Raw genomic sequence first — 14,648 nt, forward strand, 5'->3', positions numbered from 1 at the left:
CCATCACCCACGTTTTCGATCCTAAGTCGAAAACCGGGGCGACGGCCAACCGGCCGCAGGGACCGGGTCCGCCACGCCGCGTCGCGGCCGCCGGGCGCGGGGTGCCCCGCAAGGAGCGCGAGGAGGACGAGATGGCCGCTACTGCATCCGTGGGGCGGGCCTCGGCGCTGGAGCCCTACGACGGGGTCCGGCCGGACGCGGCGTGGCGGGAGGAGGTGCTGCGGCTCGCCGAGCGGCGCAACGCCGTCATCCTGGCGCACAACTACCAGTTGCCGGAGATCCAGGACATCGCCCACCACACCGGCGACTCCCTCGCGCTGAGCCGGATCGCGGCGGACAGCGACGCCGACACGATCGTCTTCTGCGGCGTGCACTTCATGGCCGAGACCGCGAAGATCCTCAGCCCGACCAAGACGGTGCTGATCCCGGACGAGCGCGCCGGCTGCTCGCTGGCCGACTCGATCACCGCCGAGGACCTCAGGGCGTGGAAGGCCGAGCACCCCGGCGCCGTGGTCGTCTCCTACGTCAACACCACCGCCGAGGTGAAGGCGGAGACCGACGTCTGCTGCACCTCGTCGAACGCCGTCGACGTGGTGCGGTCGATCCCGGCCGACCGCGAGGTGCTGTTCTGCCCCGACCAGTTCCTCGGCGCGCACGTGAAGCGGGAGACCGGCAGGGAGAACCTGCACGTCTGGGCCGGCGAGTGCCACGTCCACGCGGGCATCAACGGCCCGGAGCTGGCCGAGAAGGCCGCGGCCAACCCGGACGCCGACCTGTTCATCCACCCCGAGTGCGGCTGCGCGACCTCGGCGCTGTACCTGGCGGGCGAGGGCACCGTGCCGCAGGACCGGGTGAAGATCCTCTCCACCGGGGACATGGTGAAGGCCGCCAGGGGCACCAGCGCCCGCACCGTGCTCGTGGCCACCGAGGTGGGCATGCTGCACCAGCTCCGCAGGGCCGCCCCGGAGATCGACTTCCGCGCGGTGAACGACAGGGCCGCCTGCCGCTACATGAAGATGATCACGCCGGCCGCGTTGCTGCGCGCGCTGCGCGAGGGGCGGGACGAGGTCCACGTGGACCCGGACGTCGCCGAGCGCGCGCGGGGCGCGGTCCAGCGGATGATCGCGATCGGCCAGCCGGGGGGCGGGGAGTGATGACTCCCTCCTGGGAAGCCGGCGCCGACCTGGTGGTCGTCGGCACCGGCGTGGCGGGCCTGACCGCCGCCATCACCGCCCGCGAGCTGGGACTGCGCGTGCTGGTGGTGACCAAGGCCGGTGCGGGCGACGGCAACACCCCCTGGGCGCAGGGCGGCGTGGCCGTCGTGCTGCCCGGCCAGCACGAGCCGGGCGACTCGGTGCGGCGGCACGTCGCCGACACCCTCGTCGCCGGCGCCGGGCTGTGCGAGGAGGCCGCGGTGGCCGCGATCCTCGCCGACGGCCCGGCCGCCGTGCAGCGCCTGCTGCGCGGCGGCGCGCGCTTCGACACCGAGGAGGACGGCAGGCTCGCCAGGGGCCGCGAGGGCGGGCACAGCACGTTCCGCGTCGTGCACGCCGGGGGTGACGCCACCGGGGCCGAGGTGGAACGCGCGTTGCTCGCGACCCTGCGCGACGGGCGGATCCCCGTGCTGGAGCAGCACATCGCGGTGGAGGCGTTGCGCACTCCGGCCGGTGAGGTCGCCGGTTTGCTGGTGCTCGACGCCCATGGCGTGCCGGGCGCGGTGCGCGCGCCCGCCGTCCTGCTCGCCACCGGAGGCGTCGGGCAGCTCTACCAGGCCACCTCGAACCCGGAGGTGGCCACCGGCGACGGCCTCGCGCTCGCGGTGCGGGCCGGCGCCGCGCTCGCCGACGTGGAGTTCGTCCAGTTCCACCCCACGGTGTTGTTCACGGGCGCTGGCGCGCACGGCCGTCGCCCGCTGGTGACCGAGGCCGTCCGCGGTGAGGGCGCGGTGCTGGTCGACCACACCGGCGCGCGCGTGATGGCCGGGGTGCACCCGCTGGCCGACCTCGCCCCGAGGGACGTGGTGGCCGCCGCGATCACCCGCAGGATGGTCGCCACCGGCGCGGACCACGTGCTGTTGGACGCCACGCGCCTGGGGGGCGAGGCCTTCCGGCGGCGGTTCCCGACGGTGCACGCCGCCTGCCGGGCAGCGGGCGTCGACCCCGCGGTCGACCCGATCCCGGTCGCGCCCGCCGCGCACTTCGCCTGCGGCGGTGTGGTGACCACTGTGGACGGTCGAGCCTCGGTGACCGGCCTGTACGCGGCCGGCGAGGTCGCGCGCACCGGCCTGCACGGCGCGAACCGGCTGGCCTCCAACAGCCTGCTGGAGGGCCTGGTGGTGGGCGCCCGCGCGGCCCGCGCCGTCGCCGCCGACCTGGCGGCGGGGCGGCTCGCCGACCCGAGAACGGCCGAGCCGGCCGAGCTGCCGGCGGCCCCGGTCGTGGAGCGGGCCGCGCTCCAGCGGGCCATGAGCCGGTACGCGGCCATCGGCAGGGACGCCTCGGGCCTGGTGGAGGCGGAGTCCGTGCTGGACGCGCACTCCGTGCACCGTCCACTTCGGACTCATCAGGAGGTGGAGGACGCGGCGCTGGCCATGGTCGCCAGGGCGCTGGTCGCCGCGGCGCTGGAGCGGACCGAGACCCGCGGCTGCCACGTCCGCACCGACTTCCCCCGCACCGAGGAGGCGTGGCGGCGCAGCCTGCCGATCCGGCTCGACGCGGCGGGACGGCTGGCGTTCTTCGAGACCGTGGCGTTGGGAGGGGCGGCATGACGGGCGAGTTCTCTACCGGGGCCGCCACAGGGTCCTCCTCCGGCTCCTCTGGCGGGTTCTCCGCTGGGGTCGTCGCGGAACTGGGCAGGGTGGGGCTGGACGCCGCCGAGGTGCGGCGGGTCGTCGGCCAGGCGTTGGACGAGGACCTCCGGTACGGGCCGGACGTCACCACCGAGGCCACCGTGCCGGCGGAGGCCGTGGCCGAGGCCGTGATGAGCCCGAGGAAACCCGGGGTGCTGGCCGGCCTCCCGGTCGCGCTGGCCGTCCTGGACGTCGTGGTCGGCGACTACGAGGTCGTCGAGCGGGGCGTCGACGGGCAGCGGCTGGCCCCGGGCGACGTGGCCCTGCGGCTGCGCGCGCCGGTGCGGGGCCTGCTGACCGCGGAGCGCACCGCGCTCAACCTGGTCTGCCACCTCTCGGGGATCGCGACCGCGACCGCCAGGTGGGTCGAGGCGGTCGCGGGCACCGGGTGCGCGATCCGGGACAGCCGCAAGACGCTGCCCGGCCTGCGGTCGCTCCAGAAGTACGCGGTGCGCTGCGGTGGCGGCGTGAACCACCGGATGGGTCTCGGCGACGCGGTGCTGATCAAGGACAACCACGTCGTGGCCGCCGGGTCGGTCACGGCCGCGCTGGCCGCCGCGCGCGAGCACGCGCCGGGCCTGCCGTGCGAGGTCGAGGTGACCACGCTCGCGGAGCTGGACGCGGTGCTCGCCATGGGCGCCGAGGAGGTGCTGCTGGACAACTTCACCGTCCCGCAGTGCGCCGAGGCGGTGCGGCGGCGGGACGCGGCGGGCGTGCCGACGCGGCTGGAGGCCTCCGGCGGACTCACGCTGGACGTCGCCCGGGCCTACGCCGAGACCGGGGTGGACTATCTCGCGGTCGGCGCGCTCACGCATTCCAGTCCGTCGCTCGATCTGGGCCTTGACATGTGAGGTCGGGCGCGGGGCGTGGAGTCATGCCTGGTGAGGGGGCTGGCGTCGGGTGCGGGACACCTGGCGTCAGCCCTCTGTCGTGGGACGGCCGCCCGCAGTTGTCCACAGTGTCCAGAGTTGTCCACAGTGGCGCTTTCGTTCCTTGTGCGGCCTTCGGGCTGTCGATAGGCTCGACGCGGGGTCGCCCCCCGGGCGGGTGGGGGCTGTACCGGGGTGGGAGGCGTTGGCGGCGGGTGTGTCGCCCCCCGGGAGGACGGCGGGCGGCCACTGGGAGCGCCGTTGGCCGGGATCAGCCTGGTGATCTCTGTCAGAGATCTTTGCGGGTCCGCTCGTGCGGAGCACGCGTCGGAAGACCTGAGGCGTGGGAGAGGCGCGGCGGAACTGCCGTCCGCCTCCGCGCGGCACGGAGACACCCGTGCCGCGCGGAGGCCGGGAACGGCTCGAACCGCTCGAAATCCCGAACCGCTCGAACCCCCGAATCGCACGAGGCTCGAACCAGGCGAGGCTCGAACCGGTCAAGGCCTCGAACCGGCCAAGGGCTCAAAGCGGGCAAGGCCTCGAACCGGAAACCGGGTGGGGCCCCGACGCACAGCGAACCGGTCGAGGCCTCCTCAGAAGCGGCGGTTCGCCAGCACCGGATTGGTCCGCCTGGCCTCCTCCACCACACCGGGGTCGATGTCGACGACCAGGCAGTCCGGCTCCGTGCCGAGCCGGGAGTGCACCCGACCCCATGGGTCCACCACCGTGCTCACCCCGATGCCGCACGGCGCGGCGCCGACCGGCTCCCGCCCCACCGTCACCGGGTCCGCCTGGTCACAGGCCACCACCCACGACGTGGAGTCCAACGCCCGCGCCCGCACCAGCAGCTCCCACTGCTCCCGCTTGCCGGGGCCCGCGCCCCAGCTCGCCGGCAGCAGGACCACCGAGGCCTCCTGCTCCGCCAACGCCGTGAACAGCCCGGGGAACCGCACGTCGTAGCAGGTCGCCACGCCGAGGGTGACGTCGGCGACCGTGAACGTCACCGGCCGCTCGCCGGGCGCGACGAACTTCGACTCCTGGTACCCGAACGCGTCGAACAGGTGGATCTTGTCGTAGTGGGTCTCCACATCCGGCCCGGTGACGAGCAGCGTGTTGCGCACCCGCCCGTCCCCGGCCGGCGTGAACATCCCGACGACGACCACGACGCCGGCCTCGGCCGCGATCCGGCGCACCCGCTCCGCCCACGGCCCGTCCAGCGGCTCGGCCAGCTCCGACCATCTGGCCCCCGAGCAGGCCATCGTGGCCTCGGGGAACACCACCACCTCCGCGCCCCGTTCCGCCGCGGCCGCGACGCCGTCGCGCACCAGGGGCAGGTTCGCCTCGGGGTCCGGCGTCGACACGATCTGGCACAGCCCGATCTGCACTGGCTCCTCCTCCACTCGCGGTGGTCATACGATGACCGACTGTTGTTAGCCTCTCTCAGGGATCGGTGGCACGAGTAGGGGGCGCGGGTGACTTCCGGCCGGGAACGCGCGTACGAGTTCCTCAAGGACGCCGTGCTCACCGATCCCCGGCTCCAGGGCCAGTTCGTCAGCGAGCAGGAGATCGCCGACCGGGTCGGCGTCTCGCGCACCCCGGTGCGGGAGGCGTTGCTGCTGCTGGCCGCCGAGGACCTCGTGCGCCTCGTGCCGAAGCGGGGCGCGTACGTGGCGCCCGTCACCGGACGCGAGGTCACCGAGCTGATGGAGTTGCGTGGCGTGCTCGAACGGTACGCCGCCGAGCGCGTGCTGGTCACGGGTTCCGCTCCGCTGTCGGAGATGCGGCACGCGGTCGAGATGCAGCGCACGCTGCTCGACGCCGCCGACGTGCGCTCGTTCGCCGAGTGGGACCAGCGGTTCCACACCGCCCTGGTGGCGGGCACGGGCAACAGCTTGTTGGCCCAGGTCTACGAGGGTCTGCGCGCGCGTCAGGTGCGGTGCGCGGCCGCCGCGCTCTACCGCACCGTGGAACGCAGGGAGGAGGCGCTGGCCGGGCACGAGGCGATCCTGTCCGCGCTGGCCGAAGGGGACGCGGTCCTGGCGGGCGCGGCGATCACCACGCACCTGGAGGCGGGGCTGCGGGTGCTGCTCGTCACCTGAGCCGGGGAGCGGCTGACAAGACCCGGATTTCGCCGACCAGCAGACTTGTTGCAAGTGCTTCGCAACGGAATCTAGGGTCTGCGCGTGCCTTTCCCCCGCCGACTCCTGCCGGGCGCCGCGGCCCTGGCGGCCGCCGTGGCCGTCGCCGCCTGCTCGACGCCGTCGAACCCCGACTCCGGACGCGACCGGGACCAGCTCACGCTGGCCGACGCCTACGAGCCGGAGAGCCTCAACCCGTTGCTCGGCTACGGGGAGGAGGGCGTGTCCAAGATCTTCGACGGGCTGTTGACCTACCGCGCGGACCGCAGCCTGGAGCCGGCGCTGGCCGCCGAGCTGCCCCAGCCCTCCGCCGACGGCCGGTCGTGGACCGTCAAGCTCCGCAAGGACGTCAGGTTCCACGACGGCTCGACCTTCGGCGCCGAGGACGTGGTGGCCACCTACAGGGCCGCGCTCGACCCGGCCTACGCCTCCACCATCCGCTCCAACCTGTCCATGATCACCAACGTGGAGCAGGTCGACCCGCTGACCGTGCGGTTCGACCTCGCCCACCCCTACGCGCCCTTCGGCCACAAGCTCGTGCTGGGCGTGCTGCCCAGCGAGGCCCTGGCCAAGCCGGAGCCGCAGGACCGGTCGCCGATCGGCACCAAGCCGGTGGGCACGGGCCCGTTCCGGCTCACCGAGTGGCGCAAGGGCGAGCGCATGGTGCTGGAGGCCAACGACAACTACTGGCACGGCACCCCCAAGATCCGCAAGGTCACCGTCGTCTTCGCCATCGACGACAACACGCGCGCGCAGCGCATGCGCGGCGGCGAGTTCGACGGCGGCCCGCTGCCGCCGAACCTGGCCAAGACCTTCGAGGGCGTCGACGGCTACCAGGTCGTGACGCACAGGAGCGCCGACTACCGCACGGTGGTCCTGCCCTCGGCCAACCCGGTCACCGGCGACAAGGCGATGCGGCTGGCGCTGAACCTGGCCATGAACCGGCAGGGCATGATCGACGCCCTGCTCGGTGGCAAGGGCGCGCCCGCGTCGACCCTGATCCCGCAGGCGCTGCCCGAGTTCGTCGAGCCCTCCGCCCAGTTCCGGTACGACAAGGCCGAGGCGGAGCGCGTGCTCGACGCCGCGGGCTGGGTCAGGGGCGCGGACGGGGTGCGGGCCAGGGACGGCCAGCGTGCGAAGTTCAGCCTGATGTACCCGGCCGGCGACAACGTCCGCAAGGACCTCGCGCAGGCCTTCGCCTCGGACGCCAAGGCGGTGGGTGTCGAGGTCGCGCTGGAGGGCCTCGGCTGGGAGGCCATCGAGCCGAGGATGGGCAACGACGCCCTCGTGCTGGGCGGCGGCAACCCGCTCGACCCCGACCTGAAGGCCTACCCGCTGCTGCACTCCTCCTACGCGGCCAACGGGTTCAACAACCCCGGCTCCTACCGCAACGCCGAGGTGGACGCCGCGCTGGAGGCGGGCCGGCGGACCACCGACCCCGCCCAGCGGGTCGCCGCGTACAAGCAGTTCCAGCGGGCCTACGTCGCCGACCCCGGCATGGTGTTCCTGGTCTTCCTCGACCACACCTACGTGGTGCGGGAGGGCTGGACGGGCTACCAGGAGGTCGTGGAGCCGCACACCCACGGCTTCACCTGGGGCCCGTGGTGGAACCTCCAGGAATGGGCGCCCAAGCGATGACCGAGGGCGCGACAGGTCGGGCCACGCCGGCGGCCGCACGGGGCCGGCGTGGCCCGTCCCGCGCCGCCGGACGCTCGCGCGCCCGCGCCGTCGCGGCCCTGGTCGGCCGGCGGCTCCTCTTCGCGGTGCCGGTGCTCGTGCTGGTCAGCGGGGCCGTGTTCGCCCTCGGCGCGCTCTCCCCGTTCGACCCGGTCAAGCAGTACTACGGCGTGCAGATCTTCAACGCGTCCCGGGAGGACGTCGAGCGGGTGCGCGCCGAGCTGGGCGTGGACGACCCGGTGATCGTCCAGTTCGGACGGTGGGCCGGCGGGCTGCTGACCGGGGACCCTGGCAACAGCCGGTCCTTCCGCCAGCCGGTGGCCGACGTCGTCGGCGAGCGGCTGCCGTGGACGTTGCTGTTGGTCGGCGTGGCCCTGGTGGTCGCGGTGCTGCTGGCGCTGCTGCTCGGGGTGGCCGCCGCGTGGCGTCAGGGCGGCTGGCTGGACCGGGTGGTGACGGCCGTCGGCCACGCGCTGGAGGGCGTGCCGCCGTTCGTGTTGGCGCTGGGCGCGATCGCGGTGTTCGCGTTGGGCCTGGGCTGGCTGCCGGTGGCCGGGCTCAGTGACGCGGGGGCCGAGGCGAGCGCGGGCCAGGTGGCCCGGCACCTGGTGCTGCCCGCGCTGGTGTTGGGGATCTCGCAGTCGCCGTGGCTGGTGCTGCACGTGCGGCAGTCGCTGCTGGCGGCCCTGGCGGAGGACCACGTGACCGGCGCGCGGGCCAGGGGTCTGGCCGAGCGGGTGGTCGTGCTGCGGCACGCCCTGCCCACGGCGCTGCTGCCGTTCGTCGCGCTGGTCGGCGCGCGGGTCCCGGAGCTGGTCACCGGCGCGGTGCTCGTCGAGGAGGTCTTCTCGTGGCCGGGGGTGGCCTCGGCCGTGGTGAAGGCCGCGCTGGCGGTGGACTTCCCGCTGCTCGCGGCGTTGACCCTGTTGGCGACGGTGGCCGTGTTGCTCGGTTCGCTGCTGGCCGACGTGGCCTCCGCGCTGCTCGACCCGAGGGTGGCGACCGATGGCTGACCTGGTGACGTCGTCCACAGAGGACAGTTCTGTTCCCTCGGCCGGTGGGCCGACGGCCCCCGCCGCGTGGCGGTCGGCCGCGCGCCGCCGCGCCGGGACCCCGCGCGCCTCAATCGGCTCCGGCCGGGCGGCCCGGCTGCGCTGGATCGTCGGCGCGGCAACCCTGGCGGCGCTCGCCGTGGGCGCGGTCCTGCTGCCGTGGCTGGGCGGGCTGGACGAGCGGGTGCTCGACTACGCCGCCGTGCGCCGTCCCCCCGGCCCCGACCACCTGTTCGGCACCGACGAGACCGGACGCGACCTGCTGTTGCTGGCCTTCGCGGGACTGCGGGTGTCGCTGCTGGTGGCCGTGCTGTGCGCGGTGGTCTCCACCATGCTCGGCGCCGTCGTGGGGGCGGTCTCCGGCGCGGTCGGCGGTTGGACCGACCGCTTGCTCATGCGCCTGGTGGACACCGTCAACGCCGTGCCGCACCTGTTGCTGGGCATCGTGATCGTCGCCCTGTACCGGGGGAGCCTCACGGCCGTGGTGGCCTCGATCGCGCTGACCCACTGGACGACGGTCGCCAGGATCGTCCGCTCCGAGGTGCTGTCCCTGCGGCAGCGCCCCTACATCGACGCCGCCATCTCGGGCGGTGCCTCGCGGTGGCGCGTGGTGCGCCGGCACCTGCTGCCGGCGGTCGTGCCGCAGGCCGCGATCTCCGCGGTCCTGCTGCTGCCGCACGCGGTGTGGCACGAGACCGCGCTGAGCTTCCTCGGGCTGGGCCTGCCGCCGCACATGGCCAGCATCGGCAACATCCTCGGCGACGGCAGGGACGCGGTGCTGCTGGGCGCGTGGTGGATCGTCGTGCTGCCCTCGGTGCTGCTGATCGTCGCCACCCTCGCCGTGTCGGGCGTCGCGGCGACCTGGCGGGACCGGCTGGTTCCCCGACGTCGATCGGAGCTGGCGCTGTGACCACGACCGCGCGTGAGCCGAGGCAGGCCCCGCTGGGCGCGGCGACGCCGCTGTTGAGCGTCGACCGGCTGTCGGTCCGCTTCCTGCTGGGCCGCGGCGGGCGGCGCGGCGAGGTCCGCGCGGTCACCGACGCGTCCTTCGACCTGCGCCCCGGCCAACTGCTGACGCTGGTGGGGGAGAGCGGCTGCGGCAAGTCCGTGCTGGCCTCGGCCCTGCTGGGCCTGTTGCCGGGCAACGCCCAGCTCAGGGGGACGGCAACACTGTCCACACAGGACGGTGGGCGGGTGGAGCTGCTGTCCGCGCCGGAGAGCGTGCTGGCCGGCCGGGTGCGGGGCAGGCTGGTCGGCCTGGTCCCGCAGTCCTCGGCCACCCACCTCACCCCGGTGCGCACGGCGCGCAGCCAGCTCCTGGAGGCGGTGCGGGCGTTGCGGCCCGGGCTGGACGACCCGGCCGGGCTGGTCGACCACCTCGCGGAACGCGTCGGCCTCGAACCCGCGGTGCTCGACCGGTACCCGCACGAGCTGTCCGGCGGGACCGCCCAGCGCGTCGCGGTGGCGTTGGCGCTGGCCGGCGACCCGCCGGTCGTGCTCGCCGACGAACCCACGACCGGCCTGGACCGGCCGCTGGTCGACCGCACCGTCGACCTGCTCGCCGGCCTGGCCGAGGAGGGCAGGGCCGTCCTGATGATCACCCACGACCTGGCGGCGGCCCGCGGGGTGGCCACCGACGTGGCCGTGATGTACGCCAGCCGCCTGGTCGAGATCGGACCGGCCGGCCGGGTCTTCGACGACCCGTGGCACCCCTACACGGCCGGGCTGCTGGCCGCGTTGCCCGAGGGCGGGTTCACGCCGATCCCCGGGCACCCGCCCGAGCTGACCGCCCTGCCCGACGGGTGCGCATTCGCGCCCCGCTGCGCGCTGCTCGGCGCCCGCGACGAGCGCTGCACCGGGCGGCCCGAGCTGGTCCGGCACGACGACCGCATGGTCGCGTGCCGCCGCCCGTGCTGACCGGGGCCGGCCTGGTCGCCGGCTACACCAGGGGACACCCCGTGCTGTCCGGGGTGGACGTGGAGGTCCGCCCCGGCGAGGTGCTCGGCATGGCGGGGCCCAGCGGCTGCGGCAAGTCCACGCTGGCCAGGGTGCTCACGCTGCTGTTGGCGCCGTGGGCGGGCGAGGTGCGGCTGGATGGCGCGCCCGTGCGCCGGTTCCGGCACGCCGCCCCGCGCGAGCAGCGCACCGCGGTCGGCGTGGTGTTCCAGCAGCCGCGACTGTCGGTCGACCCCCGGTTCACGCTCCGCGAGGTGGTGGCCGAGCCGATGCTGGCCAGCGGCCGCGCCGGGGACGTCGCCGACCGGGTGGACGAGCTGGCCGACCAGGTCGGCCTGACCGCCGAGCTGCTGCGCCGGCGCCCGCACGAGGTCAGCGACGGCCAGCTCCAGCGGGCCTGCCTGGCCCGCGCGCTCTCCCTGCGCCCCCGCTACCTGGTCTGCGACGAGATGACCGCGATGCTGGACGCGTCCACGACCGCCGCGCTGGTGCGCGTGGTCAACGCGCACGTCGAGTCCACCGGCGCGGGCGTCCTGGCGATCAGCCACGATGACTCCCTGCTCGGGGTGTGGGCCGACAGGGTGATGCGTCTCGCGCCGTGAGCGGCCCCGAGGGGCGCCTCGCGGCGGGGGTCGGTGTGGCGGGGGTCGGTGTGGTGAGACAGGAGGGTGACCAGTGATCGATCTTGACGCCGTGCGCGCCGACACGCCCGCGTGCCGTGACCAGGTCTTCCTGGACAGCGCGGGGTCCTCGCTGCCGCCCAGACCGGTCCTCGACGCGGTGGTCGGCCACCTCCGCCGGGAGGCCGAGGTCGGCGGCTACCGCGCGGCCCAGGAGCGGATCGACGAGATCGAGGCCGGCTACGGCGTGGCCGCCGACCTGCTCGGCTGCCGGCCCGAGGAGATCGCGTTCACCGACAGCGCCACCCGGTCCTGGGACCTCGCCTTCGCCGCGGTCCCGCTCGCCGAGGGCGACCGCGTGCTGGTGACCGAGGCGGAGTACGCCGGCAACGCGGTGGCGCTGCTGCACCGCGCCGCCGCCGTGGGCGCGACCGTGGAGCCGATCCCCTCCGACGAGCACGGCGCGGTGTCGGTCGAGGCGCTGCGGGACCTGCTCGACGAGCGCGTGCGACTGGTGTCGCTGGTGCACGTGCCGACCAACGGCGGCCTGGTCAACCCGGTGCGCGAGGTCGCCGACGCCGCGCACGAGGTGGGCGCCCTGGTCCTGCTCGACGCCTGCCAGTCCGTGGGCCAGCTACGGGTCAGGATGGACGAGCTGGACGTGGACATGGTGTCGGTGACCGGCCGCAAGTGGCTGCGCGGACCGCGCGGCACCGGCCTGCTCGCCGTGCGCGAGTCGGCCGCCGGGCTGCTGCGGCCCTACCTGGTCGACCACCACGGCGCGGACTGGATCGCGCCGAACCAGGCGCGGCTGCGCCCCGACGCCCGCGTCTTCGAGCTGTGGGAGTACAACGTCGCCGACCGGCTGGGACTCGTCGCGGCGATGCGGTACGCGCTGGGGCTGGGTGTCGACGCCATCGCCGCGACGGTGGTGGAGCGGGCGGAGCGGGTGCGTGCCGGGCTCTCCGCGTTGCCCGGGGTGACCGTGCGGGACCTCGGCCGGCAGCGCTGCGGCATCGTCAGTTTCACCGTCGACGGCATGTCGCCCGAGACGGTGCGGGACACGCTGCGGGAGCGGGGTGTCACCGTGACCGTCAGCCGGGTCTCGTCGACCCTGCTGGACATGACCCGGCGCGGGCTCGACGCCGTGGTGCGGGCCTCGCCGCACTACTTCGTGTCGCCGGAGCAGGTCGACGAGTTCGTCGCGGCCGTGGCCGACCTCCGCTGAGGTTCTCCTGGGAGCCGAGGTTCCTGAAGCCGAGGCTCCCGGAGCCGAGGTTCCTGAAGCCGAGGTTCCTGAAGCCAGGGTCCCCAACGCTGAGGCTCCCCGAGCGCGCCCCTGGGCGCGCTCGGCGCCCAGCCCTGCTCGGCCTTCTGGTGGTCCGGGGCAGCGCCTGGGAGTCCTCTATGGACAGTCCTCCTGGCCTCGCGCGCGACTCCAGCCCTGTAGTAGGGGGACCCCCCACTTCTAGCGTCTCGCGTGAGGCCGACAGTTCTGGCTTCGAGAAGGGGCCGCGCTCGGGTGATTTCGGTGAGCGGAGGGGAAGCGGGCGTCCTGCGGCACCATGCAACATCCTCACACCTGTGCGTCACGCGCCTGACGCTCGATTTTGTGGTGCGCGGCCCCGTGGTGCGCGGCCCCGCGGTGCTCGGCCCCGCGATGCGCGGCCTTCTGGTGATTCGGGCTACGCACTTGTGAGTCCTCTGTGGACAGTCGTGCTCGTCTCGCGCGCGACTTCAGGCCTGTAGTAGGGGGACCCCCCACTTCTAGCGTCTCGCGTGGGGCTGACAGTTTCGGCCTCGGCGTGGGGCCACAGGCGGGTGATCTCGGCGGGCGGAGGGAGGCGGGCGTCCTGCGGTCCGCCCCGCCGCCCCGCCCCGCGCGGGACGCCGGGCACGCCCGTGCGGCACGCGCCGAGCGCGCGTGCCGCACGGGCGGGGGAGAAGACCAGCCGTCAGCAGGTCTTGCCGATCACGCGGGGAACGCAGTCGGCGTAGGACACCAGCAGGTCGACGGCCTTGTCGTTGCGCGCGGTCTCGCGCGGGATGACCTCGTCGGGCGGGTAGAAGCCCGACAGGCCGCTGCTGCTGCGCGGGTACATCTCGAACGTGTACGACCAGATCTTGTGCTGGCCCCACATCCAGTCGTTCACCGAGCCGTCGGTGACGTAGAGGTCACTGGACTGCTGGGGCGTGTAGCCGTTGGTCTGGGCCATCTGCCGGCCCAGGGCGCTGAACGTCCTGGCGTCGTCGGCGCTCAGGCCGGGCGCGGTGTCGTCGTAGGTGTAGCCGTACGGCCAGAGGATCAGCTCCGAGTACGTGTGGAAGTCGATGTGCGCGGTGATCTGCTGCTTGCCGCCCACGACCCGGGAGTTGACGAAGTCCCGCACGCGCGCGGTCTCCGGCGCGGAGAAGGCCGACGGGCCTCGGTAGGTCTCGCTGCTCGCGCTCCCGCTGGAGCCGCCGCAGCAGCCCCACTTGTAGCCCCAGTTCCGGTTCGGGTCGGTGCCGACCGAGCCGCCGGCCGGCTGCCGGTTCTTGCGCCAGCCCTGGTAGCGGCCGGAGGCCACGTCGTACTCGGCGCCGTCGGGGTTGACGCTGGAGATCACGTAGATCTCCCGCGTGTCCACGAACTTCTTGATCGCCGGGTCGGTGGCGTACTGGGTGGTGAACCGCTGCACGATCCGCAGGCACATCTCCACGGTGAGGTGCTCGCGCGCGTGCTGGTTGCAGGTGAACAGCACCTCGGGCTCGTCCTCGTCGACGGCCACGTTGTCACTGATCTTGAGCAGCCACAGGTCGCGGCCCTGGTGGGACTTGCCGACGCTGGACAGCGCCGCGATGGAGGAGTGCGAGGACGCCGTGTTCCGCAGTTCGGCGGTCAGCTCGGTGTAGTTGTGGTAGTTCGAGTCGTTGGGCGGGAAGTCGAGCGTCGTGGGCCCGTCCGCTCCGGGGACCCGCTCGACCAGCTCGGTCCGGAAGCCCGCGGCCCGGACGGCCGCCGCCTGCTCCGGCGTGGCCGTGACCGTCACCCGGTCGTTCGCCACCCCCAGAACGTCGACACCCGTGCGGGCGATGGTCGTGCGCTGCTCGGGGCTCGTGGCCCCGTGCACCTGGTAGACGGCCAGGTCGTGGGGCCGTCCCGAGTCGGCCACCGCCGTCCCCGACGACGGCGTGCCGGCCGCCCAGCGCGCGTCCGCCCCGGCCACGGAGAGCGGGACGAGCAGGGACAGGCAGGCGCCGACCGCCGCGGCGACCAGCCTGCGACGCGTGGGTAACATCATGCCTCCGATCGTTGACGGAGAGTCATGGCAGGGTCGTGCACGGAGAATGCGGCCCGGTCACGGTGCGTGGCAAGGGATCGCCGAATCTGCAATGACCAGGTGTTATGGCGCTCACCCACAGGAGTGGCCAAGGTGACTCCCAGCCACTGATATGCCCGCTCGGCCGATCGGCGGCACCGTTTACCCTGGTGGGAGCGTCGATCC

The 14,648-nt window shown here is 73.9% G+C and carries 12 protein-coding genes; 10 read left to right on the top strand and 2 right to left on the bottom strand.

Going from position 1 to position 14,648, the window contains the following annotated elements; translation table 11 throughout:
* Positions 1-131 precede the first annotated feature (131 nt).
* From nadA to nadC, 3 genes are read left to right on the top strand one after another with little or no spacing between them, the layout of a single operon-like run.
* Positions 132-1,154: a quinolinate synthase NadA gene (gene nadA, locus LX15_RS03380; protein ID WP_253667950.1), complete on the top strand. Its 1,023-nt coding sequence runs from the start codon at positions 132-134 to the stop codon at positions 1,152-1,154.
* Positions 1,154-2,767 (top strand): L-aspartate oxidase, encoded by a 1,614-nt coding sequence (locus tag LX15_RS03385; RefSeq protein WP_253667951.1) that lies wholly within the window; start codon positions 1,154-1,156, stop codon positions 2,765-2,767. The genes nadA and LX15_RS03385 overlap by 1 nt, the downstream gene beginning before the upstream one ends.
* Positions 2,764-3,699, top strand: coding sequence for a carboxylating nicotinate-nucleotide diphosphorylase (nadC, locus tag LX15_RS03390; protein WP_301303878.1), 936 nt, complete (start codon positions 2,764-2,766; stop codon positions 3,697-3,699). Before LX15_RS03385 ends, nadC begins: the two co-directional genes overlap by 4 nt.
* Before the next feature lie 611 nt (positions 3,700-4,310).
* On the opposite strand, the gene LX15_RS03395 is transcribed toward nadC, so the two are convergent.
* Positions 4,311-5,102 carry a carbon-nitrogen hydrolase family protein gene (locus LX15_RS03395; RefSeq protein ID WP_253667952.1) on the bottom strand — a complete coding sequence of 264 codons (792 nt, stop codon included), beginning with the start codon at positions 5,100-5,102 and terminating at the stop codon, positions 4,311-4,313.
* A gap of 87 nt (positions 5,103-5,189) precedes the next feature.
* On the opposite strand from LX15_RS03395, the gene LX15_RS32940 reads away from it, so the two are divergent.
* From LX15_RS32940 to LX15_RS03430, 7 genes are all read left to right on the top strand, one after another.
* On the top strand, positions 5,190-5,816 hold the full coding sequence (locus tag LX15_RS32940) for a GntR family transcriptional regulator (protein WP_253667953.1): 627 nt from the start codon (positions 5,190-5,192) through the stop codon (positions 5,814-5,816).
* A gap of 84 nt (positions 5,817-5,900) precedes the next feature.
* On the top strand, positions 5,901-7,493 hold the full coding sequence (locus LX15_RS03405) for an ABC transporter substrate-binding protein (protein ID WP_253667954.1): 1,593 nt from the start codon (positions 5,901-5,903) through the stop codon (positions 7,491-7,493).
* On the top strand, positions 7,475-8,545 hold the full coding sequence (locus LX15_RS03410) for an ABC transporter permease (RefSeq protein WP_253667955.1): 1,071 nt from the start codon (positions 7,475-7,477) through the stop codon (positions 8,543-8,545). Before LX15_RS03405 ends, LX15_RS03410 begins: the two co-directional genes overlap by 19 nt.
* On the top strand, positions 8,538-9,494 hold the full coding sequence (locus tag LX15_RS03415; RefSeq protein WP_253667956.1) for an ABC transporter permease: 957 nt from the start codon (positions 8,538-8,540) through the stop codon (positions 9,492-9,494). The genes LX15_RS03410 and LX15_RS03415 overlap by 8 nt, the downstream gene beginning before the upstream one ends.
* On the top strand, positions 9,491-10,501 hold the full coding sequence (locus LX15_RS03420) for an ABC transporter ATP-binding protein (RefSeq protein ID WP_253667957.1): 1,011 nt from the start codon (positions 9,491-9,493) through the stop codon (positions 10,499-10,501). The genes LX15_RS03415 and LX15_RS03420 overlap by 4 nt, the downstream gene beginning before the upstream one ends.
* Positions 10,483-11,142 (top strand): ABC transporter ATP-binding protein, encoded by a 660-nt coding sequence (locus tag LX15_RS03425; protein ID WP_253667958.1) that lies wholly within the window; start codon positions 10,483-10,485, stop codon positions 11,140-11,142. The genes LX15_RS03420 and LX15_RS03425 overlap by 19 nt, the downstream gene beginning before the upstream one ends.
* A 73-nt stretch (positions 11,143-11,215) precedes the next feature.
* Positions 11,216-12,388, top strand: coding sequence for an aminotransferase class V-fold PLP-dependent enzyme (locus LX15_RS03430; protein WP_308213399.1), 1,173 nt, complete (start codon positions 11,216-11,218; stop codon positions 12,386-12,388).
* 727 nt (positions 12,389-13,115) lie between these two features.
* On the opposite strand, the gene LX15_RS03435 is transcribed toward LX15_RS03430, so the two are convergent.
* Positions 13,116-14,441 carry a M14 family metallopeptidase gene (locus LX15_RS03435; protein ID WP_253668017.1) on the bottom strand — a complete coding sequence of 442 codons (1,326 nt, stop codon included), beginning with the start codon at positions 14,439-14,441 and terminating at the stop codon, positions 13,116-13,118.
* Positions 14,442-14,648: the final 207 nt, after the last annotated feature.

The organism is Streptoalloteichus tenebrarius (assembly GCF_024171885.1).
GTDB classification, from domain to species: Bacteria; Actinomycetota; Actinomycetes; order Mycobacteriales; family Pseudonocardiaceae; genus Streptoalloteichus; species Streptoalloteichus tenebrarius.

Coding starts and splice junctions, on each gene's coding strand:
- LX15_RS03385 (WP_253667951.1), top strand. CDS start 1,154: ATGACTCCCTCCTGGGAAGCCGGCGCCGACCTGGTGGTCGTCGGCACC.
- LX15_RS03435 (WP_253668017.1), bottom strand. CDS start 14,441: ATGTTACCCACGCGTCGCAGGCTGGTCGCCGCGGCGGTCGGCGCCTGC.
- nadA (WP_253667950.1), top strand. CDS start 132: ATGGCCGCTACTGCATCCGTGGGGCGGGCCTCGGCGCTGGAGCCCTAC.
- LX15_RS03410 (WP_253667955.1), top strand. CDS start 7,475: ATGGGCGCCCAAGCGATGACCGAGGGCGCGACAGGTCGGGCCACGCCG.
- nadC (WP_301303878.1), top strand. CDS start 2,764: ATGACGGGCGAGTTCTCTACCGGGGCCGCCACAGGGTCCTCCTCCGGC.
- LX15_RS03415 (WP_253667956.1), top strand. CDS start 8,538: ATGGCTGACCTGGTGACGTCGTCCACAGAGGACAGTTCTGTTCCCTCG.